This window comes from Mycobacterium colombiense (assembly GCF_001953985.1).
Lineage (GTDB): Bacteria > Actinomycetota > Actinomycetes > Mycobacteriales > Mycobacteriaceae > Mycobacterium > Mycobacterium colombiense_B.
In genome coordinates this window covers 197,046-216,850 of record NZ_MBEI01000049.1, presented here as the reverse complement: position 1 = coordinate 216,850, position 19,805 = coordinate 197,046, and the positions used below count along the sequence as shown (strand labels likewise).

17 protein-coding genes are annotated in these 19,805 nt (G+C 67.3%); 4 read left to right on the top strand and 13 right to left on the bottom strand.

Going from position 1 to position 19,805, the window contains the following annotated elements:
* Positions 1-76, top strand: a 76-nt coding sequence (locus A5732_RS27605) for a hypothetical protein (protein WP_249266670.1), incomplete at its 5' end; no start/stop codon positions are given.
* Between the two features lie 147 nt (positions 77-223).
* On the opposite strand, the gene A5732_RS12680 is transcribed toward A5732_RS27605, so the two are convergent.
* The 11 genes from A5732_RS12680 to A5732_RS12630 form a co-directional block, all read right to left on the bottom strand.
* The gene (locus tag A5732_RS12680) at positions 224-1,774 is read right to left on the bottom strand and encodes an MCE family protein (protein ID WP_076102360.1); all 1,551 of its coding nucleotides are present in this window, start codon (positions 1,772-1,774) and stop codon (positions 224-226) included.
* A gap of 3 nt (positions 1,775-1,777) precedes the next feature.
* A complete protein-coding gene (locus tag A5732_RS12675; RefSeq protein WP_216351577.1) occupies positions 1,778-2,863 on the bottom strand; it encodes a virulence factor Mce family protein in 1,086 nt (361 codons plus the stop codon).
* A 56-nt stretch (positions 2,864-2,919) separates the two neighbouring features.
* On the bottom strand, positions 2,920-4,419 hold the full coding sequence (locus A5732_RS12670) for a virulence factor Mce family protein (protein WP_076102358.1): 1,500 nt from the start codon (positions 4,417-4,419) through the stop codon (positions 2,920-2,922).
* A 6-nt stretch (positions 4,420-4,425) separates the two neighbouring features.
* Positions 4,426-5,871 (bottom strand): virulence factor Mce family protein, encoded by a 1,446-nt coding sequence (locus A5732_RS12665; RefSeq protein WP_076050832.1) that lies wholly within the window; start codon positions 5,869-5,871, stop codon positions 4,426-4,428.
* Positions 5,868-6,899, bottom strand: a complete 1,032-nt coding sequence (locus tag A5732_RS12660) for an MCE family protein (protein WP_076050833.1) — start codon at positions 6,897-6,899, stop codon at positions 5,868-5,870. The genes A5732_RS12665 and A5732_RS12660 overlap by 4 nt, the downstream gene beginning before the upstream one ends.
* Positions 6,896-8,110 carry an MCE family protein gene (locus tag A5732_RS12655; protein ID WP_076102357.1) on the bottom strand — a complete coding sequence of 405 codons (1,215 nt, stop codon included), beginning with the start codon at positions 8,108-8,110 and terminating at the stop codon, positions 6,896-6,898. Before A5732_RS12655 ends, A5732_RS12660 begins: the two co-directional genes overlap by 4 nt.
* A 5-nt stretch (positions 8,111-8,115) precedes the next feature.
* Complete coding sequence (locus tag A5732_RS12650) at positions 8,116-8,985, bottom strand: ABC transporter permease (protein ID WP_076102356.1); 870 nt, start codon at positions 8,983-8,985, stop codon at positions 8,116-8,118.
* A gap of 1 nt (position 8,986) precedes the next feature.
* Positions 8,987-9,784: an MlaE family ABC transporter permease gene (locus A5732_RS12645; protein WP_076102355.1), complete on the bottom strand. Its 798-nt coding sequence runs from the start codon at positions 9,782-9,784 to the stop codon at positions 8,987-8,989.
* Entirely contained in the window at positions 9,781-10,503 is a 723-nt protein-coding gene (locus tag A5732_RS12640; RefSeq protein WP_076102354.1) for a FadR/GntR family transcriptional regulator, read from the bottom strand. Before A5732_RS12640 ends, A5732_RS12645 begins: the two co-directional genes overlap by 4 nt.
* A gap of 83 nt (positions 10,504-10,586) precedes the next feature.
* The gene (locus A5732_RS12635) at positions 10,587-11,534 is read right to left on the bottom strand and encodes a class I SAM-dependent methyltransferase (RefSeq protein WP_076102353.1); all 948 of its coding nucleotides are present in this window, start codon (positions 11,532-11,534) and stop codon (positions 10,587-10,589) included.
* A gap of 2 nt (positions 11,535-11,536) precedes the next feature.
* Positions 11,537-12,487 (bottom strand): class I SAM-dependent methyltransferase, encoded by a 951-nt coding sequence (locus tag A5732_RS12630; RefSeq protein WP_076102352.1) that lies wholly within the window; start codon positions 12,485-12,487, stop codon positions 11,537-11,539.
* A 163-nt stretch (positions 12,488-12,650) separates the two neighbouring features.
* Here A5732_RS12630 and A5732_RS12625 point away from each other — a divergent pair, with 163 nt between their 5' ends.
* The gene (locus A5732_RS12625) at positions 12,651-15,026 is read left to right on the top strand and encodes a lysylphosphatidylglycerol synthase transmembrane domain-containing protein (RefSeq protein ID WP_076050839.1); all 2,376 of its coding nucleotides are present in this window, start codon (positions 12,651-12,653) and stop codon (positions 15,024-15,026) included.
* 4 nt (positions 15,027-15,030) lie between these two features.
* Here A5732_RS12625 and A5732_RS12620 read toward each other — a convergent pair whose 3' ends face one another.
* On the bottom strand, positions 15,031-17,664 hold the full coding sequence (locus tag A5732_RS12620; RefSeq protein WP_076102351.1) for a GH92 family glycosyl hydrolase: 2,634 nt from the start codon (positions 17,662-17,664) through the stop codon (positions 15,031-15,033).
* A gap of 201 nt (positions 17,665-17,865) precedes the next feature.
* Between A5732_RS12620 and A5732_RS12615 the strand changes: the two genes are divergently transcribed.
* Together A5732_RS12615 and A5732_RS12610 are read left to right on the top strand one after the other, a co-directional pair.
* Positions 17,866-18,543 (top strand): LpqN/LpqT family lipoprotein, encoded by a 678-nt coding sequence (locus A5732_RS12615; RefSeq protein ID WP_076050840.1) that lies wholly within the window; start codon positions 17,866-17,868, stop codon positions 18,541-18,543.
* Positions 18,544-18,584: 41 nt separating this feature from the next.
* The gene (locus tag A5732_RS12610) at positions 18,585-19,070 is read left to right on the top strand and encodes a hypothetical protein (protein ID WP_076050841.1); all 486 of its coding nucleotides are present in this window, start codon (positions 18,585-18,587) and stop codon (positions 19,068-19,070) included.
* A 12-nt stretch (positions 19,071-19,082) separates the two neighbouring features.
* Here the strand turns inward: A5732_RS12610 and A5732_RS12605 are convergent, their stop codons facing one another.
* Positions 19,083-19,772 carry a PAS and ANTAR domain-containing protein gene (locus A5732_RS12605; protein ID WP_076050842.1) on the bottom strand — a complete coding sequence of 230 codons (690 nt, stop codon included), beginning with the start codon at positions 19,770-19,772 and terminating at the stop codon, positions 19,083-19,085.
* Positions 19,773-19,805 lie beyond the last annotated feature (33 nt).

Sequence of the window (19,805 nt, the reverse complement as noted above, 5' to 3'; positions counted from 1 at the left end):
GGGACCGACCGGCGAGCGCGCCGACTGGTGGTGGTATACACCCTTCCAACCCCAACCACCACCGACAAACAACTAGCGCCCCTACGGGCAACGCATCGCATCTCAAACACATTGGGGTACAAAGTAATTAGTTCACCCTACCCGCTAGCCCTGCGTCGCGGAAATCGGGGTCGACAGCCCAACCCGCACCGCCGCCACTGACCGTTGGAGGCCGTCCGCCCCCTCAGCCCGCAGGCCCCAGCATCTTCTTCCAGCCCTCGTCGCCGATATTGGCCGAATTCTCAACCGAATACACCACACCGTCGGGCCCCACGACCATGCCGCTGCGCACGTCGTAGAGCGCTGTGGGCGGCGCGCTGGGGGTGTACGTGCACGGGTTCGGCTGCTGCCCATTGCACAACACGGTGCCCGATCCCGGCCGCTGCAGCGGATCGCTGATCGGCGGTGGTGTGCCGGGCAGCTGGTTGGCGGGCAACGGATTGAGGCCGTTGTTGACCGACGGTGCCGGGATCACCAGGCCCGGCTTCACGGGCTGGTCACACCGCGCGCTCGGTGCGGGGCAGGTCAATATCTGATCGGGGTCGCCGTACCAGGGGTTGGTGCCGGCGGGCACGTAGGGTTCGGTGCTGCGGCACTCCCGCGGCGTCGCCGCCCGCTTGCCCGGTGCATCCACGCACGGGTAATTGCGGGCTCCGCGAACGACATTCGTCGCATCCATCGGGATCTTGCAGTAGGTGCCGGCCGGCAGCGGCGCGGTGCTGGTATCCGCCGGCGCGCGCCACTGCGACGCCGGCAGGAAACCGGTAAGGCACGGTGGTGGCTGGTTGAGCGATATGGCGCCGACACCGAGCCCGGCCTGGCCCGGCGATTGCGCGGTCACCGACTGGGCGATCGCCCCCGACTGCGGCAGGAACACCAGCGCCTGCTCGACGCCGTTGTGATAGCGCTTGAGCATGTCGATCACGACCTCGAGATTGGCCAGCGTCTGCGGCAACGATTCCCGCACCCCGCCGAAGGTGGCGTTCACCTGCGCGGCCGTCGGCGCCGCGTTGGCCAGAATGCTGCGCACCAAGCGATCTTGCTGCGCCGTCTGCGCGGCCAAGGTGTTCAGGTTGGCGGCCCAACGCCCAATCGTGTCAGCGGAATCCGCCTGACTGTCGATGATGGGCGCCGAACGTCCGATGATGTCGTCGACGTCGCCGATGCTGCCCCGGAAGTCGTGCGCGATCGCCTGGGTGGCATCCACCAGGCGCCGAAGCGACGGCCCCAGCCCGCCGACGGCCTGCGACGCCTCGTAGAGCAGCGACGCGACCTTGTCTTTGGGCAGCACCACCAATCCACGGTTGGCGGCATCCAGTGCGGGACCGATCTGGCTGGGCACCGTGCTCTTGCGGATCGTCTGGCCATCCCCCAGGTACGGACCGCCGTTGGCGGTCGATACCAGGTCGACGTACTGCTCGCCCACCGCGGATACCGAATGCACATTGGCCGCCGCGTCGGCCGGTATCTGATAGGCGTCCTCGATACTCATCGTCGCGCGGGCGCCGCGCTCGGTCGGTTCGACACCGGTGACCTTGCCGATCGTGATTCCCCGATAGGTGACATTGGCCGTTCGATACAGGCCCCCGGACTGCGGCAGCTCGGCATAGAGGGTGTAACGACCGACGCCGACCAGGCTCGGTATCCGCAGGTAGTACCAGCCAAGTACCACCACCGCGGCCACCGCGACGGCCGTCAGCAGCACCAGCTGGGTTTTGATCATGCGGGGCAACATCTTTCATTCACCCCTTTCCACCAGCGGCCCGCCGGGGGCGTCGTTCGGGTTCGGCGTGTAGCGGACATCCGGGATCATGGTGTTCGGATCCCGTCCCCACGACTGCTCGAGCGCGCGCAATGCGCCCGAAAGTCCGGTACCGGTGAGCATCGTGTTGTCGATCATGGACAGTGTCAGGTCGAGCGCGGCGGAGACGTTGACGTAGTCACCGCGGATCACCTGGTTGACGTCGTCGATGTTGAACGGCGCGGTGAAACCCAATTTCAGCGCGCCGGCCACGAACGGGGAGGCCGGGACGAGTTGGCCCAACGGTCGTTGCAGCGAGAGCAGGCTCCGGTAGAGGTTGAGCCGGGTATCGGCCAGCGCCCGGTTGGCGGCGCTGCTGAACCGGCCCAGGGATTCGGTGGCGTCGGCGAACAGTTCACGGGTATCGGCGAAATGCTGGATCAGCGGCGGGATTTCGGTCAGGACCCGGTCCAGCGTGTCCCTGCGGTTTGCGAAGATGGTCAGGAGTTCGTTGCTCGAATCGATCGCACCGGTGAGGTCATCGCGTTGGCGGCTCAATTCGGTGATGAAAGTGTCCAGCCGCCCGAGGAATTCGCGGATCTGCTCGGCGTGACCGTCGAGGATGTTGACGACCTCGGTCTGGATCGCGTCGAGGTTCGCGATGCCGCCGCCATTGAGGATCACCGCGACGCTGGCCAGCGTCCGCTCGACGGTGGGATAGGCCGAGGAATCCCTCAGGGGGATCGTGTCGCCACTCTTCAGGCGTTGCGCGGACGGGTTTTTCGGCGCGGCCAGCTCGATGTGCTGGGTGCCCAGCAGGCTGGTCTGGCCGATCTTCGCGGTCGCATTCACCGGGAGCTGCACGCCGGGATCGAGATCCAGCCGCAGCGTCGCGATCCAGTTCTTCAGGGTGATGGCGCGCACCGTGCCGACCCATACGTCGGCGACCCTGACGCGGCTGTTGGTGTTCAACGCCAGCGTGTCCGGCATCTGCACGTAGATCGTCATGTGATCGGCACCGGTGCCGTGGCCGACCGGCAGCGGCACGTCGGCGATGCCCCGCCAATTGCAGGACGTCAACATCGCCGCGGTCAGCAGGACCACCAATGCGCGGCGGGCGGCCCCGATCGTCCGGCGCGTCACTGGCCCGGTCCCGGCCGTGCGGGCTGCGAAAACCACGGCGGGGCCGCCGGATTCGACTCATCGTAGGCGTTCGGCGGTCCGGCAGAGGTGGTCCCCGGCGGGGGTGGTGCGGCGTCTTGGCCGCCCATCAGCTCGGTCAGCGATTCGGGCGTGAGCATGTCGGCGGTGAACGGCTGGACCTGCGTGCCCTGCATCCCGGGCGCGACCACCCACCCCGGCTCGTGGTTGCCATGCGAGAAGGGCGTGTCGCGCGAAAAGATCCCCGGGACGGTGGTGTCTTTGTATCCGGGCGGCGGTTGCAGCCGCGCTTCGGAATACGCCACTTCCTTGGGCAGGGTGGCGGCGGAGTTGAACAGGTTCAGGCTGGCCGGTGGGTAGTTGAACTTGATGGCGTCGAGCACCGGGGCCAGATACTGCGCGCACAGTTCGGCCGAATCCTGATAGCCCAGCCGGCTACCGGCCTGGATGGCGCTGCACAGGAAGTGGATGGGGTTGGCGAAGTTGGGAAACACGAACAAGCCCACCAGTGAGCTGTGTGCGGGCTGGTAGAGGTTGTTGAAGTTGCCGGCAAACGTGGGCAGCACGTGTAGGGCGGTTTCCAGGCCATTCCGCGGCTCGGGTTGCAGGATCGTGGTGGTCACGTCGCCGAGGTTGTCGACATCATGGGTCAGGGCGGACCCGTTGTCGTTGAGGAACTTTCGGGCCGCATCGAGTACGTCGTCGAGGTGGGTGATGGTGTCAGCCACCTGGTGATCGGATTTGGTGAACCAGTCGGTGAACTGGGCCAGGTTGTCGTTGAGCGCGACGAACTGTTGCTTGTGCTGATAGAGCGCGGTGACGAACTCGGCCAGGCTCTTGGTGATGGCGACGAAGTCCCCTCGGCCCTCGTTGAGCGCGGTCAGTGCCTGCGACAAGCTGTTCAGGGTGTCGTTGACCTGCTTGCCCTTGCCGGCCAGGTTGTCGGCGGCCGATTCGATGACGTCGCCGAACGGCCCCGCCGGCTGCCGGGGTGTCGGGCCGAGCTGCCGCAGGATCCCGTTGATGGAGTCGCGCAGCTGATCCCACTCGACGGGCACCTGGGTGCGCTCGATCGGGATGACGTCGCCGTCGTGCAGGACCGGGCCGCCGGTATACGGCGGTGACAACTGGATGGTGCGCGAGGCCACCAGGCTGGGGTTGAGGACCGACGCGGTGGCCTTTGCGGGCACCCGGTATTTGTTGTTGTAGTGCAACGTGACTCGCATCTTGTCCCCAGCCGGCTCGATCTTGTCGATCGAACCGACCCGCACTCCCATGATCTGAACCCTGTCGCCCGGGTAGAGCGCGAGGGTCTCGGAGAAGTACGCGACGACGGTGGTCGTGGTGAGTTTTCGGTAGATCTGAACTCCGGCGGCGGCCGCGATGAAGACGAAGACCGCCGCCAGCGCCGCGACCACCAACACGCGGGCCGACACCTTGGGCAAGCGCAGGTTGTGGATGTCGAAGATGGTGCTCATCGGTCGCTACCCCCTCGGTCCTGTCGGGCCGGCCGGCCGCAGGTTCTCGGTACGTGCGCCCGGTGGGGCGTGCGCCGGGAGCGGCACCGGGGTGCCGGGAACGTCAGGCGGGGCCTCACCCGGGCGACCCGCGCTCGGGACGCCGGGGGTCGGCGGCGGCCCGTCGGGGTTGGGCTGCGACGCCTCGACGTCGAGCGGGGCTGGGAAACCGCCGGACACCGGGCCGAAGGGGCCTTGATCGGAAAGCGCGCACGGCAATGGATTTCCGGGCCGCGGCGGGGCGTCGGCGGCCGAGGTGTACGAACACGGCGATCCCGGCGGGACGGCCGGCCCAGGGTGGTCCGGGGTGCCCTCCAGCACCGGCGGCGCGGGCGGTGGTGCGCCATTGGGCAGCCGGGTGCCGTTGGGGTCGGGCCAGCGGAACGCCGGCAGTCCGGCGCTGCGCCAGAAGTTCTCCGGGTCGATGCCCCGCTTCTTGAATGCCGCGTCGACCCACGGCTGAAGGACTTGGTAGGGAAGCAGATTCGCCACGATCGCCTTGAAGAACGGTCCGGACGCGACCGCTTCGGTCAGGGATGCGGTGTACCTGCTGACCAGCACCAGCACATCGGAAAGCTCCTTCTTGCGCTTGACCAGCTCGTCGCTGACCGTGCCCAATTCCTGTAGCACATGGTGCGCGTTGGGGTTCTCCTTGATGAATCCGGACACCTGCGTCGACACCGCCGACACGTTGCTCAGCAGAATGCTCAGCGCCTGGCTGCGCTGCCGGAACGCGGTCAGCAGGGTGTTGGCGTTGACCAGGAGGCCGTCGACCTGTGGGCTTCGGTCGCCGAGCACCCGGGTGATCTTGTCGGCGTTCGTCAGCAGTTGCTTGATCTGGTCGTCGCGATGACCGATGGTGCCGGAGAATTTCGCCACGCCGTCGAGGGCGGCCTTCAGGTGCGGCGCGGTCTGGTCGAACGTTTCCGACAACACGTTCAGCGACCGTTTGACCACGTCGATGTTCCAGTCCGTCGCCGCCTTCGTGACATCGACGAACGCGTCGTAGATCTGGTAGGGCGTGGTGGTCTGGGCCGACGGAATTATCCCGTTGGGCCGCAATCGATCCGAGCCGCGCGGCTGGATCGCCATGTTTTTGCGGCCGAGGAAGGTATCGGTGCGGATCGCGGCACGGCTCTGCGTCCCGATCGTCTTGCCGGGCATCGAGAAGCCGACCAGGACCCGGTCGCCGCGGATCACCAGCGAGCTCACCAATCCCACGTTCACCCCGGCGATTTCCACCTTGTCGCCGACGTTGATGCCCCCGGTGTCGCCGAATTGCGCGTAGTAGGTCGGCGTGGCGAACAGCATCGGCACGCTGGTGAAGCTCTGTCCCACACCGATAATGAGCAGCGTCACCAGCGTGCCCATCAGGCCGACGCGGGTGCGGTTGAACTCCGTCAGCGTTCTCATTGCGGCGTGCACCTCCCGGTCGGCTGTCCGAAAAGCTTGATCGTGCGCACCGGACCGCCGGGCTGTAATCCATTGACTTTGATCGAGATGTCACACAGGTAGAAGTTGTAGAAGTCGCCGTAGATGCCGCCGGCCCGGCCGATGACGCGGAACGCGCCCGGCAGCTTCTCCAGCACGTTGTCCAGGGTCGGCAGGTCGTTGATGAGTGACTGCTGGATGGCCTCGAGGTGTCCGAGGGTGCCGTGTAGTGCTGGCCGGTCCTCGCTCAGCAGACCCGCGAACGTTCCGGCCGCGTCGCTGATGTGCGCCGCCGCCGCGGCCAGCGGATCGGCCCGGTTCTTCAAGCCGGTGATCAGCAGCTCCAGCTTGTCGACCGTTCGGTCGAACTCCTTCTCGTGCTTGACGGTCGTGGCCAGCACGGTGTTCAGGTTGTTGATCACCTCGCCGATCGCCTTGTCGCGGTCGGCCAGCGCCGCGGTCAGGGACGCGGTCTGGTCGAGGATGTCGCTGATGGTGGCGCCCTGTCCCTGAAACACCGTGATGATCGACTGGGCGATGCTGTTCACCTTGTTGGGGTCCAATGCCTTGAACAGCGGCCGGAATCCGCCGATCAGCGCGTCGAGGTCCAGCGCCGGCTGGGTGCGCTCGACGGGGATCTCGCCACCCGCTGGCAGCAGTCGGCCGCTCGCGCCGTGCTTGAGCTCCAGGTAGCGGTCACCGATCAGGTTGAGGTAGCGGATCGACGCGGTCGTGGCCTGGTCCAGCGGCAGCGTCCGGTCCACGTTGAACTCCACCAACACCCGTGTGTCCCCGTCGGTCAACGTCACCTTGGAGACCTTGCCCACCTCGACGCCGGACGCGCGCACGAACTGCCCGGGCCGCAGCCCGCTCGCGTCGGTGAACACCGCGGAGTACCCGGTGGTGCGATCGAACCGCACCTGACCGAACACGACGATGATCATCACGGTGAACAACGCCAGCACGGCCCAGACGACGCCGAGTTTGACTGCGGTACTGGTGATCTTCATGGGTTGATCGTGTTCTCCCCGTACTGGCGACCCCAGACGAATTCGGTGGCCAGCGGCTGGCCGACTTCGAGGTGGTTGTAGGGCGCCAGGCTGGCGCCGGTGTCCATCACCAGATACGGCGCGGGCCACAGATCCCGGGTGATCTTCTGCCAGCAGCCCGGCCGTCCGCCGGGGCCGCCGTGCGCGTTCACCCGCGGCAGATTGTCCGGGTAGACATAGGGATTGGGCGCACCGATGATCGATCCGGCCGCCGCCAATGAATAGCCGTTGCCGCCGGCCGCTTTCGCGACCTCCGGGGCGGCGTCGTGGAAATTGCGGATCATGCAGAACAATTCGGGGCTGTAGGTGTCGAGCAGGTCGGCGGTGGGCACCAGGTCAGCGGCCCCCCGCGCCAGATACGGCCCGCCGTTGGCGAAGATGTCTTCGCCGTTATGGCCCACGCCCACCGCCGCCAGCAGCGCGGCGTCCAGGTCGCCCTGTTGGCGGGTCAGGGTCCGCGCGGTGGTCACCGCGTTGCTCAGGAACTCCCACAGGTCGGGCGAGGCCTTGGTGTATACCCGGGCCAGGTCCGTCAGGCGCCGCAGGTCGTATCGGATCTGCGGCATTCGCGGATTCAACTGCGCCAGAATCTCATTGCCGTTGATGATGGAGTCGCCGAATTTGCCGCCCAGCCCGTCCAGCGCCTGCGCCAGCGCGGACAACGTCGCGTTGAGCTCGATCGGACTTACTTTCTCGGCTATCGAGGTGACCGTCTCGAACAGCGTGTTGAATTCGGTGGTCACCGACCGCGCGTCGATCACATCCTGTGGCGAGATCCGCTGCCGCGACGCGTTTTCCGGCGCCATCAACGACACGTACTTGTTGCCGAACAGCGTGGCCGCCTCGATGTTGGCCGTCACGTTCGCCGGTATCAACCTGATGTAGCGCGGATCGACATCCAACATCAGCTCGGCCGCCGGGGCGCCGTCCCGTTCGATCTCCGAGATGGCGGCCACCCGGCCGATCTCGACCCCGTTGTAGGTAACCTTGGATCCCGGATCCATCACCAGGCCCGCCCGGGTGGCGACCATCGTCAGCTCGGTCTTGGGTGTGAAGTCCCCGCGAAACTGCAGGTACACCAGCGTCAAAACCAGTCCGCAGACCAACAGCAGGATGACGCCCTCGACGTACACCCACGCGCGTCGCCCCATCCGCGGCACCGGCGTCGTCATGGCCGTTACACCGTCAGGTTGAAGTTCGGGTCGACGCCGTAGAGCGCCAACTGCGCGAGCAGGACCACGACCACCACCGACACCAGTGAGAATCGCATCGATCGACCAACCGCCTGGCCGACGCCGACCGGGCCGCCGCTGGCGGTATAGCCGTAGTAGCAATGGGTGATCATCACCACCACCGCGATGATGACGACCTCCAGCACCGACCAGCCGACGTCCTCGGGGCGCAGAAAGGTGCGGAAGTAGTGCTCGTAGGTGCCGTTCGACTGGCCGTAGAACACCGTCGTGACGACCTGGCCCGACGTGAAAGCCATGTCGAGGGCCAGGGCGTACAGCGGCACGATCACCCCGAGGCCACCCAGGATCCGGGTGGAGACCAGAAACGAAATCGATTTGATGCCCATGACTTCCAGCGCGTCGATCTCCTCGCTGATCCGCATGGCACCCAGCTGGGCGGTTGCGCCGGCACCGACCGTCGCGGCCAGCGTGACCCCGGCGACGATCGGCGCGGCGATGCGTGTGTTGGCCAGCGCGGCGAAGAATCCGGTGAACGCCTCGACGCCGATGTTGCCCAGCGACGCGAAGCCCTGGATGGCGATCAGCGATCCGCCGGACAGCGTCACGAACCCGATGATCGCGACGGTGCCGCCGACGACGGCCATCGCGCCGGTGCCCATGCCGATCTCGGCGACGAGCCGCAACGTCTCCCGTCGGTAATGGCGCAGCGCCCACCCGATCTGCCCGACGCTGATCCGGGCGAATCTCGCGAAAATGCCGATCCGCCAGAGCCTTCGGGCGGTACCGCCGCCATAGCGGTTGAGGTTGACGGCCATTCGCGGGTGGCGGGCGCGCAGTACTGCTCCGGTCGCCATGTCAGCGGCCCGTCCCGAACCGCACGCCGATTGTGGTCAGCACCACGTTGACGGCGAACAGCGCGATCACGCACAGCACCAGCGTCTCGTTGACGGCGGTCCCGACGCCCTTGGGGCCGCCCTTCGTGGTCAGCCCGCGGTAGCAGCCGACCAGCCCGGCGATCGTTCCGAAGACGGCCGACTTGACCACCGAGATGACCACCTCGGGCAGGCCGGTGATCAAGGTGAGGGTGCCTACGTAGGCGCCCGCCGAAATGTGTTGGATGAAAACACCGAACACGAATCCGCCGACCAGGCCGATGGTGATCACCGCGCCGTTGAGCAGGGTGGCGACGATCGTCGCGGCGACGACGCGGGGCACCACCAGCCGGTGGATCGGGTCGATGCCGAGCACCTCCAGAGCATCGATCTCCTCGCGGATGGTGCGCGCGCCCAGGTCGGCGCAGATGGCCGTGGATCCGGCGCCGGCGATCACCAGCACGGTGGTCAGCGGGCCCAGCTGCGTCACCGCGCCCAAAGCCGCACCGGCGCCGGAAATGTCGGCGGCGCCGAACTCCGCCAGCAGGATGTTGAGCGTGAAGATGATCAGCACGGTGAGCGGAATCGCGACCGCGAGGGTGGGCAGCAGCGAGACGCTGGTGATGAACCAGCCCTGCTCGATTGTCTCGCGCCACTGAAAGGGCCGCCGGAACAGCGCCTTGCCGGTCAGCGCGCAGGTCCGGAAGAAGCCGCCGACCGCTTCGATCCCGGGCTGGAGCTGGCCGCGGAGATACGTGGCGATCACGGTGTGGGTGCTCATCGCCGCGTCTCCCGCCGTTCGAGCGCGGCGATCATCGTGGAGTTGGCGAGTTCGAGGACGTCCCGGGCTGATTTGCCCGCTTCGGCCGCATCTCCGGCGCAGATCGCCTCGGCCAGCTTCCGGTACGCGTCCGTGCGGTTGGCCTCTGCATTCATCCCGGCGGCCAGGGCGCTCAGCGCCCGCTCATACGCCGCGCGGAAAGGGTTGTACATCAACCGGAATACGATCGAGCCGGAGCTGTCGACCATGTGGTCCCAGAATGCGAGAGTGTCACGATGCCACTCGGCCGGGCTCTGCGACGCCTCCATTCGGCGCAGCGAATCTTGGAGCAGCGCAGCCAGTTCGGGGCCGTGTTGTTCGGCCGCCAATTCCGCGACCTTCGGGCCGATGCGCAGCCTGGTCTCGAGGATGCTGCGGAAAACGCTCGCGTCGAGTTCGCCCTGTCGAAACAACAACTGGGGCAGCAGATCAAGGCCGGCGTGCTGGCGGAAATCCCGCACGGTCGTGACGCCGCCCTGGCGCACCTCGACCAGGCTGGCCGCCGAAAGCCGCTTGAGCGCCTCGCGTACGGCGGGGCGGGACACCCCGAAGACCTCCGCCAGCCTGCGCTCGCTGGGCAGCGGCGAGCCGGGCTGCATCTCGCCGCTGAGCACGTCGGTCGCGATTTGATCGAAAACCGCTTCGGGCACCGATCGGCGAATTACCGGCTGCAGCGCCATGCGGCCAGTGTGGCTGGCCAACGGCCAGTCAGGTGGTCAGACCACCGGCGTGTCGCAAATCTTTCCGAGTCTTTGCGGGGCGGCTAATTCGCCGAGCGTTGCGCCGCCACAAACAGATTCCCGGGCACGTAGTCCCGGACCTCCTCGGGCGCCGCGCGCCCGTAGCCGGCCATCAGCTCGTCGGCCGGCGTCACCGTCACGTCCCAGCCGTGCCGACCGAACCATTCGCCGACATCCTCGCGTTCCTCGAAATACCAGAGCTCGTCGGTCCGGGGCAGCTCGCGGTCCGGATCCACGCCGGCCATCAGGCCGCGGATCCGGTCCATCCGCTCACGGCGCTTGGCGCGGAACTGCGGGTCGAGGAACGTCGGGCCCAGCGCCTCCACGGCGACCCGGCTGCCGGGAACGGTCAGCCCCTGAATGCGGTCGAACAGCAGGTCCTGTGCGGCGGCGGGCAGATAGGGCATCAGCCCCTCGGCCGACCAGACGCTGGGCGCGGAGGCGTCAAAACCCGCCTGCCGCAACGCGGCCGGCCAATCCTGGCGCAGGTCCACCGGCACCGCGACCCGGTTGCAGGCGGGTTGCGCCCCGTGCTCGGCCAACGTGGCGGCCTTGAAATCCAGCACCCGGGTCTGGTCGAGCTCGTAGACCGTGATGCCCGCCGGCCAGGGCAACCGCCAGGACCGCGCGTCCAGGCCGGCCGCCAAGATCACCGCCTGGCGGATGCCCGCACCGGCGGCGTCGAGGAAGAACTTGTCGAAAAACGCTGTGCGCGAAGCCATGTAGCCGACCATCGACTGCATCTGCAGCGGCAACGTCGGTTCGGCCTCGACGACCTCGTCCGGCAGCTGGCCCCCGGAGTGCCAATTCCACACGCCGTCGCCCGCGGCGTCGAGGAACACCTGAGCGAATGGGTCTGTGATCAACGGGTTTTCGTTGCGGGTCTCCGCCGCGCGGGCCGAAGCGACCCCCAGCGCGGTGGCCCCCACGCTTTCGGTGATCTCCCAGCTGTCGTTGTCGGTCCTCGCCATCCTCAGTCCCTTCCGTTGCGCTGCGCCGCCACGAACCGCGTCTGCGGCGTGGCGTGGTCGATGTCTTGTGGTGGTCTGCGGTCGTAGCCGGCCATCAGCTCCGGCGCCGGGGTGACCGTCACGTCCCAGCCGTGCCGGGCCAGCCAGTCCCCCACGTCTTCGCGTTCCTCGAAGTACCAGAGGTCTTGCACGTCGGGAATGTCGCGGTCGGGCTCCAGTTCGGCCATCAGGTCGCGCACCCGCTGCATGGTCTGGCGCTGCCGGTCGCGGGCGCCCTCGTCGAGGAAGTCGGGGCCGGGCGCCTCCACGGCGATGCGGCTGCCCGGCGCGCCGAGAGCCTGTACCCGCTCGAACAACAGCTCCTGGGCGGCCGCCGGCAGAAACGGCAACAGCCCCTCGGCCGACCACACGCTGGGCGCTTCGGCGTCAAATCCGGCCCGCTGCAAAGCGAACGGCCAGTCGTGGCGCAGGTCGACCGGAACGCTGACCAGCTCGCAGGTTGGCTGGGCGCCCTTGTCGCGCAGCGTCGAGGCTTTGAAGTCCAGCACCCGGGGCTGGTCCAACTCGTAGACCGTGGTGCCGTCCGGCCAGGGCAGCCGCCACGCCCGCGAGTCCAGCCCCGCCGCCAGGATCACCACCTGCCGCACGCCCGCGCCGGTGGCGTCGAGGAAGAACTGGTCGAAGAAGGCCGTCCGCGCGGCCATGTAGTCGACCATGCCCTGCATCCGCGGCTTGAGGTCCGGATCGATCTCAGCGATCTGTGCGGGCAGATTGGGGGCCGCGAACCAGTCCCACATGCCTTCCCCGGCGGCCTGCAGGAACACCCGCGCGAACGGGTCGCTGATCAGCGGGTTCTCGCTTTCGGTTTCCGCGGCCCGGGCCGCCGCCACGCCGAGCGCCGTCGCCCCCACGCTCTCGGTGATCTCCCAGCTGTCGTTGTCCGTCCTGGCCACGCCGGTGCCTCCCAAATTCGCTAGCACGCCTACGTACCCGACCCTACGCGCGGCGCATGAGTGGGAGCTGTCAACGGACCGCGTATTTGAGTTAACTTGTCGGCGGACCACTTAGCAGGCCGAAAGCACGGTGTCAGCGCCGAATCCGAAGGATCGTTAGTACATGCGAGTTGAAGGGCGCGACATCGTCGTTTCCGGCAACTTGCTGCACCCGCTGACCCGGCGGACCAACGACATCCTGCGGCTGATGCTGGCCTTGCTGTTCTTGGCGGTGGTGATCACGGGTTCGGTGATCACCCGCCCGCAATGGATTGCGCTGGAGAAATCCGTTTCGCAGATCGTCGGCGTCTTGTCACCGACGCAATCCGACGTGGTGTACCTCGTGTACGGATTTGCGATCGTGGCTTTGCCATTCGTGATCCTCATCGGCCTGATCGTCGCCGGGCAGTGGAAACTGCTGGGCGCCTACGCCGCCGCGGGGTTCAGTGCGATCCTCTTGTTGTCGATCAGCGCCAGCGGCATCGCGTCACCACGATGGCACTTCGACGTTCACGATCGGCTCAGCACGGTTCCGGCGCAATTCCTCGATGACCCTCGGTGGATCGGGATGCTGGCGGCGGTGCTGACGGTCTCGGGCCCGTGGCTGCCCGCGCGCTGGCGGCGCTGGTGGTGGGCGCTGCTGCTGGCCTTCGTCCCCATCCATCTGGTGGTCAGTGCCATCGTCCCGGCGCGCTCGTTGGTGGGCCTGGCGGTGGGGTGGGTCGTCGGCGCGCTGGTGGTGCTCGTAGTCGGCACCCCCGCGCTCGAGGTGCCGCTGGAGGCCACGGTGCGTGCGCTGGCCAAAGGCGGCTTCGCCGTCTCGCGGCTCACCGTGGTCCGGCCCGCCGGACGCGGCCCCCTGATCCTGTCGGCCGACGGCGAACATCTCGGGGAGACGGCGTTGATCGAGCTGTACAGCCCCCACCAACGCAGCGGCGGCGCGCTGCGCCAGCTGTGGGGAAAGCTGCGGCTGCGCGACGCCGAGACCGCACCCCTGGTGACCTCCATGCGCCGGGCCGTGGAGCACCGCGCGTTGATGGCGATCGCCATCGGTGAGGCGGGCCTGGCCAATACGGCGACGGTCGCCGTCGCCCCGCTGAACCGGGGCTGGATGCTCTACTCGCACCGGCCCCCTGCCGGGACGCCCATCGACGAATGCGCGACGACGACCCCCGTTGGGCGGCTGTGGGAATCGCTGCGAGTCCTCAACGACCGCCAGATCGCCCACGGTGACCTGCGCAGCCACCACATCACCGTGGAGGACGACACCGTGATGTTCGGTGGGTTCGGCAACGCCGAATACGGGGCGACCGACGCCCAGCTTCAAGCCGACATCGCCCAGCTGCTGGTGACCGCCTCCGCCCTCTACGAGCCGAAGTCCGCGGTGAGCGCGGCGATCGACGTGTTCGGCAAGGACACCATTCTGAGCGCATCCCGCCGGCTCACGAAAGTCGCTGTGCCGCGATCCATTCGGCGGTCGGTACCCGACGCCGGTGCCGTCATCTCCGGCGCTCGGGCCGAGGTCAAGCGCCAGACCGGCGCCGATCAGATCAAGCCGCAGACCATCACCAGGTTCACCCGCAGCCAGATCGTCCAGCTGGTGCTCTTCGGCGCACTGGTCTATGTGGCGTACCCCTTCATCAGCACGGCACCGACGTTCTTCTCCCAGCTGAAAACCGCGAACTGGTGGTGGGCGCTGCTGGGCCTGCTGGTGTCGGCGCTGACCTACGTCGGTGCGGCCGCCGCGTTGTGGGCGTGTGCCGACGGCATGGTGAACTTCTGGACGCTGTCAATCGCCCAGGTGGCCAACACTTTTGCCGCGACCACCACCCCCGCGGGCGTCGGCGGGCTGGCGCTGAGTACCCGGTTCTTGCAGAAGAGCGGCCTGTCGGCGATGCGGGCGACCGCGGCGGTGGCACTGCAGCAGTCGGTACAGGTGATCGCGCATCTGGCGTTGCTGGTGTTGTTCAGCGCCGCGGCCGGCGCCTCGATGAACCTGCGGCATTTCGTCCCGAGCGCGACGCTGCTGTACCTGATCGCGGGGGTCGCGCTGGGCATCGTCGGCGCGTTCCTGTTCGTGCCCACGCTGCGCAAGTGGCTGGCGACCGAGGTGCGCCCGAAGCTGAACGAGGTGGTGACCGATCTGGTCAAGCTGGCCCGCGAACCGCGACGCCTGGCCCTGATCCTGCTGGGGTGTGCGGGCACCACCCTCGGCGCGGCGCTGGCGTTGTGGGCCAGCATCGAGGCCTTCGGTGGTGGAACGACTTTCGTCGCCGTCACGGTGGTCACCATGGTCGGCGGCACGCTGGCGTCCGCGGCGCCCACGCCCGGCGGTGTCGGGGCGGTCGAGGCGGCGCTGATCGGTGGCCTGGCCGCGTTCGGCGTGCCGGCGGCCGTCGGCGTGCCGTCGGTCCTGCTGTACCGGATGCTGACCTGCTGGCTACCGGTGTTCGTCGGGTGGCCGGTGATGCGGTGGCTGACCACCAACGAGATGGTCTGAGGGCCTAGTTCTCGGATTCGTTCTGCGCGACCACGAAAACCGTTGAGGTGCGCACGCTTTGGCCGACCGCAGTGGTCAAAGACACCAGGTAATAGTCCTCGGGCACCGACTGCGCGACGGTGATCGGGACGGTGACGCTGGCCGATCCGTCGGCGGCGAGTCGACCCGACGCCGGCTTCACACCGATCCCGACGTCCGACGAGACGCCCGTGATGGCGTAGCCGTCGGGGCCGTCGGTCATGCGTTGCGCGTCGAGGGTGACGGTGCCCGTGTGCCCGGGCGCGATCGTGACGACGGGTTGATCGACATTGACGGCGACCGCCGAACTGCCCGCCCCGAACGACGGCGGCGCATCCGCTTCGGCGGTGCCCCAACGCTTGTCGGGATAGGCGGCCAGCGAGAAGGCCAGCGTGCCGCCGGTGCGGATGATCGACTGGGGCAGCGAGGTGCGGTCGGTGGCCTGGCCGTCGACCTTCAGGCCGCTGATGTATTTGAGGTGGTGCGGTCCGGAGGCGCCCGGGGCGGCGATACGGATGGATTTGTCTGCGGGCAAAGCGATTTCGATGCGGTCGAATAGCGGCGCGCCCACGGTCAGGATCGGCGTTCCGGGGGTGGCCGGGTACAGGCCCAGCGCGGCCCACACGTACCAGCTGGCCAGCGACCCCAGGTCGTCGTTGCCCGGCTCGCCGTCGGCGGTGGGAGCGAAGAGCCCGCGCACCCGGTCGACCGTGCGCTGCGCCTTCCACGGTTGACCGATGTAGTTGTACAGCCACGGCACACCGAAACTCGGCTCGTTGCCGGCCCACAGGTAGGGCTGGTTGGGCCCGACGTTGAGCTTCTCGGTGAAATGGTCGAGCCGATCGGCCACGGCCGCGCGTCCGCCGAGCGCGGTCACCAGCCCCGCGACATTGTGCGGCACCGACCAGACGTACTGTTCGGCGTTGCCCTCGTCGTACCCCACCTGACCGAAGTTGTCCGGGGCCACCACGAACCCGGGACCGCGCCGGAAGTAGCCGGTCCAGCTGCGCGGCAGGATGTATCGGGTGGTCGGGTTGAACAGGTTCTGCCAGTACTGCGCCCGGTTCGCGAAGTCGGCCGCGGTCGCTGCGTCGCCCAGCGAGTCGGCGAATCGGGAAATGGCGAAGTCGTCCACCGACCACTCGAGCGTGATGGACGCGTCGGCGATCCAGCCGTTGCGGCCGAACTCCAGCGTGAACGGCGCATAGCCCAGTCGTTGGTAGGTGGCGATGCCGCGGCGCTCCACATAACCGGCCAGGCCCACACCGCCTTGCCTCGCCCCGTCCACCATGTAGCGCAACGCCGTTTTGGTGTCGAAGTCGTTGGCGCCGAAGGTATTCAGGTTCACGATCAGCGGTACCACGCTGTCCCCGCTCATCTCGCCGGTCGCGGCGTTGGCGAACGCCCACCGGGGCAGCGCGCCGCTCTGCTCGGCGTCGTTCACCAGCGATTGGGCCATGTCGCCGGCCCGCTCCGGAAACAGCAACGCCTGCAGCGCCGCCAGGCATCGGTAGGTGTCCCAGTCGGAGAAGTTGGCGTATTGCGTATGGCCGGCGGCCACCGTGTGGATGGAGCCGTCGAACCCGACGTAGCGCCCGTCGGCGTCGTTGAACATGTTGGGGTGCAACAGCGATCGATACAGGGAGGTGTAGAAGGTGGTCAGATCGTCGGCGTTGCGGCCGGCGACCGACACGCGCGACAGCGCGGCGTTCCATTCCCTCGACGCCGCCCCGCGCACGTCGTCGAAGCCCGCCGCGCCCTCGGCCGCCAGGTTCGCCCGCGCACCCTCGATGCCGACGTAGGAGATCGCGGTGCGCACCTGCAGCGTCGAGCCGGGCGGGAACTCCACATACCCACCGCTGTACGGCGCGTTCGCGCTGCGGGCGCCGGCGTAAACCGCACTGCCGTCCCAGGATCCGTACGCGGTGAAGGGCTGGCTGAACTTCATCGCGAAGTACACGGTGTAGGCGTTCGGCTTGTCGCAGAATCCGCCGCTGGTGGCCCAGCCGGTGATGGTGGTGTTGTCCTCCCCGATCTGGATGGTCGCGCGGGAGTTGCCCGCCAGCGACGAGCCGGAGCGCACCTGGAACAGCGCGGGCCGTCCGTTGCCCGGGTAGCTGAAACGCCCGACGCCCGTGTGCGCGGTGGCGGTGAGTTCCGCCTTCACCCCGGTGCCGGGAAAGCGCACCGTGTAGTAGCCGGGCACGCCCTGCTCGGTGTCGTCGTGGGCGATCCGCTCGGTGGCGTTCCAGGGTTGCGGGCCTACTTCGCCCGTAACCGGCAGCATCGAGATGTCGCCAAAGGCAGCGCATCCCACCGAGGCGTGGGTCATGCTGAATCCGGTTGCGCCCGGGTTGTCGTAGTTGTAGCCGGCGTAGTTGCCGATGGTGTCCGGCGAGTACTGCACCATCCCGAAGGGCACGGTGGCACCCGGGAAGTTGTTGATCTCCCCGACCGTCTCGCCGCCCGTCCCGGTGCCGATGAGGGTCGCGACGTGGTCGACAGGATTGGCCACGAACACGGGCGGACCGTCGTATCCCCTCGGCGGGGCCGCCGCGACGAAGACCATGAAGACGGCCGACGCCGCGATGACCGCAATGAGGGCCCGTCGCGACCGCATACCTGTCTAATACTGGAAAACAACTGCATAACGGCGTATTCGTGTGGCGTTTTGGCCGACGAATTGGATAACGATTGGCGGACCACGGCGGAGCCGGCAAAAAGTCCAAAACATACTGGCAAAGTAGCGAGCTATTTCGGTTACTGTCATGCCCAGCACGGCTGGCGCTGGTACCGGCCCGATTTTCGGGAGATTGGATAGATGAAACATTTGACGCTAGCAACCATTTCCGTGGCGCTGAGTTTAGCGCTCGTCGGTTGCGGCCAAGGCCACAAATCCGGGGAAAAATCGTCGACGTCCACTTCGACGACGACGTCGACGGGCTCAGCAACGTCGTCGCAAACGAGCGCGCCGCCGGCGGCGAAAGCCAAATACACCATCGCCGACTACGTGAAGGACAACAACATCTCCGAAACGCCGGTGCACCACGGCGATCCGGGCCCCAACGTCGACCTGCCGGTGCCCGAGGGCTGGCAGCTCAGCCAGAGCTCGGGCACCTCCTACGGCGGCATCGTGCAGAGTCAGCCCGCCAACCCCTCGGATCCGCCCACCGTCTCGGCGCTGTTCTCCAGGCTGACCGGCAACGTCGACCCGGCCAAGCTCATCCAGTTCGCGCCGGGCGAGGTGCAGAACCTGCCCGGATACCAGGGCGGCGGTGACGGTTCCGCGTCCACGCTCGGTGGTTTCCAGGCCTGGCAGGTTGGCGGAACGTATCAGCGGGGCGGTCAGACCCGCGTCATCGCGCAGAAGACGGTGGTAATCCCCAGTCAGGGCGCGGTTTACGTGTTGCAGCTCAACGCCGACGGGCTGGAGGCCGATCAAGGCCCGTTGATGGACGCCACCAGCGTCATCGACGACAAGACCACCATCACGGGCTGAGTTTCTAGGCCTCCGACCCCGGTTGGCTCTACGGTGAACGCATGACAGAGCAGTCGTATGCGGTGGACGCCGGGCATCCACCGTCGGCGCTGATGCGTCTGGTCAATCCGGCAATGGGATTCCTGCTGCGCAGTCCGCTGGCCGGCCTCGCCCGCAATCAGTTCATGGTGTTGAGCTTCACCGGGCGCAAGACGGGACGGCCGTATTCAATTCCGTTGAGCGCCCACCTGATTGACGGCCAGCTTTACGCGCTGACCGGCAACCCGTGGAAGCAGAACTTCCGCGACGGCGGGCCGGTCCAGGTGGTGTACGACGGCAAGTCGACGCCGATGCGGGGTGAGCTGATCCGCGACCGGGGTGTCGTCTCGGATCTGTTGTTGCGCTGCGCCGAGTCCTACGGAGTTCAGCGCGCACAACGCATGATCGGGCTGAAGTTTCGCGACCGACGCATACCGACACGCGATGAGTTCGCCGAGGCGGTCGACCGGCTGCATCTGGGTGCGGTCCGGTTGAGTCCGGCGGAATAGAACCTCACCCGCTCAGCCGTTGTCGTCACCGGTGCCGGGCGGCCGCAGGTGCGCTTCACGCAGCCGCTGGTCGAAACGCGAGCGCGCGGTGATCACCTCTTTGCCCAGCGCCGCGAAGTCATCGGCGATCCGTTGGGCGAGCAGTCCGAGCTTCATGTTCCCCGACTGGGACAGCGTCTTGAGCATGTTGAACGCGGCGTCCTCGTCGATGCCGTAGATCAGCATCAGCATGCCTTTGGTGCGGTCGATCACGCCACGGCGCCCGGCGATTTCGGCGACCTTGGCGCTGATGGAGTCCTCCCTCGCGCGGGCGGGTGCCGGCGCGATTTCGATGTAGAAGCCGTGGGTGCCGACGACCTTCCCGCTGTCATCGCAGAACGGGTCGCCCACCACGAGGACGTGGTGAATCATTCCGCCGGTGTCCACGATGCGATGCCGCGTGGAGAACGCCTGACGACGCCTGATCATGTCGTTGATGCCGTCGGTCACCTGGGGACGATCAGCCGGATGCTTGTGCGACAGCACCAGCTCGGTGGTGGGTGTCACCGTGCCCGGTTCGTACCCGTGCATGCGCTGAACCTGGTCGGACCACACCCAGCGGTGGCCTTCGAAGTAGAAGCGGAACCAGCCCGCGGATTGCGGGGTGGCGCCGGCCAGCCCCCGCTCGATCGCTGCGGCTTGGCCTTCTAAATTCCAAGCCACGGTGAACGTTTCGCGTCGACGACAATGAAATTG

What these genes read in the sequence shown, in the direction of transcription:
- A5732_RS12680 (WP_076102360.1), bottom strand. Translation starts at nt 1,774, where the DNA reads ATGTTGCCCCGCATGATCAAAACCCAGCTGGTGCTGCTGACGGCCGTC.
- A5732_RS12675 (WP_216351577.1), bottom strand. Translation starts at nt 2,863, where the DNA reads ATGTTGACGTCCTGCAATTGGCGGGGCATCGCCGACGTGCCGCTGCCG.
- A5732_RS12670 (WP_076102358.1), bottom strand. Translation starts at nt 4,419, where the DNA reads ATGAGCACCATCTTCGACATCCACAACCTGCGCTTGCCCAAGGTGTCG.
- A5732_RS12665 (WP_076050832.1), bottom strand. Translation starts at nt 5,871, where the DNA reads ATGAGAACGCTGACGGAGTTCAACCGCACCCGCGTCGGCCTGATGGGC.
- A5732_RS12660 (WP_076050833.1), bottom strand. Translation starts at nt 6,899, where the DNA reads ATGAAGATCACCAGTACCGCAGTCAAACTCGGCGTCGTCTGGGCCGTG.
- A5732_RS12655 (WP_076102357.1), bottom strand. Translation starts at nt 8,110, where the DNA reads ATGACGACGCCGGTGCCGCGGATGGGGCGACGCGCGTGGGTGTACGTC.
- A5732_RS12650 (WP_076102356.1), bottom strand. Translation starts at nt 8,985, where the DNA reads ATGGCGACCGGAGCAGTACTGCGCGCCCGCCACCCGCGAATGGCCGTC.
- A5732_RS12645 (WP_076102355.1), bottom strand. Translation starts at nt 9,784, where the DNA reads ATGAGCACCCACACCGTGATCGCCACGTATCTCCGCGGCCAGCTCCAG.
- A5732_RS12640 (WP_076102354.1), bottom strand. Translation starts at nt 10,503, where the DNA reads ATGGCGCTGCAGCCGGTAATTCGCCGATCGGTGCCCGAAGCGGTTTTC.
- A5732_RS12635 (WP_076102353.1), bottom strand. Translation starts at nt 11,534, where the DNA reads ATGGCGAGGACCGACAACGACAGCTGGGAGATCACCGAAAGCGTGGGG.
- A5732_RS12625 (WP_076050839.1), top strand. Translation starts at nt 12,651, where the DNA reads ATGCGAGTTGAAGGGCGCGACATCGTCGTTTCCGGCAACTTGCTGCAC.
- A5732_RS12620 (WP_076102351.1), bottom strand. Translation starts at nt 17,664, where the DNA reads ATGCGGTCGCGACGGGCCCTCATTGCGGTCATCGCGGCGTCGGCCGTC.
- A5732_RS12615 (WP_076050840.1), top strand. Translation starts at nt 17,866, where the DNA reads ATGAAACATTTGACGCTAGCAACCATTTCCGTGGCGCTGAGTTTAGCG.
- A5732_RS12610 (WP_076050841.1), top strand. Translation starts at nt 18,585, where the DNA reads ATGACAGAGCAGTCGTATGCGGTGGACGCCGGGCATCCACCGTCGGCG.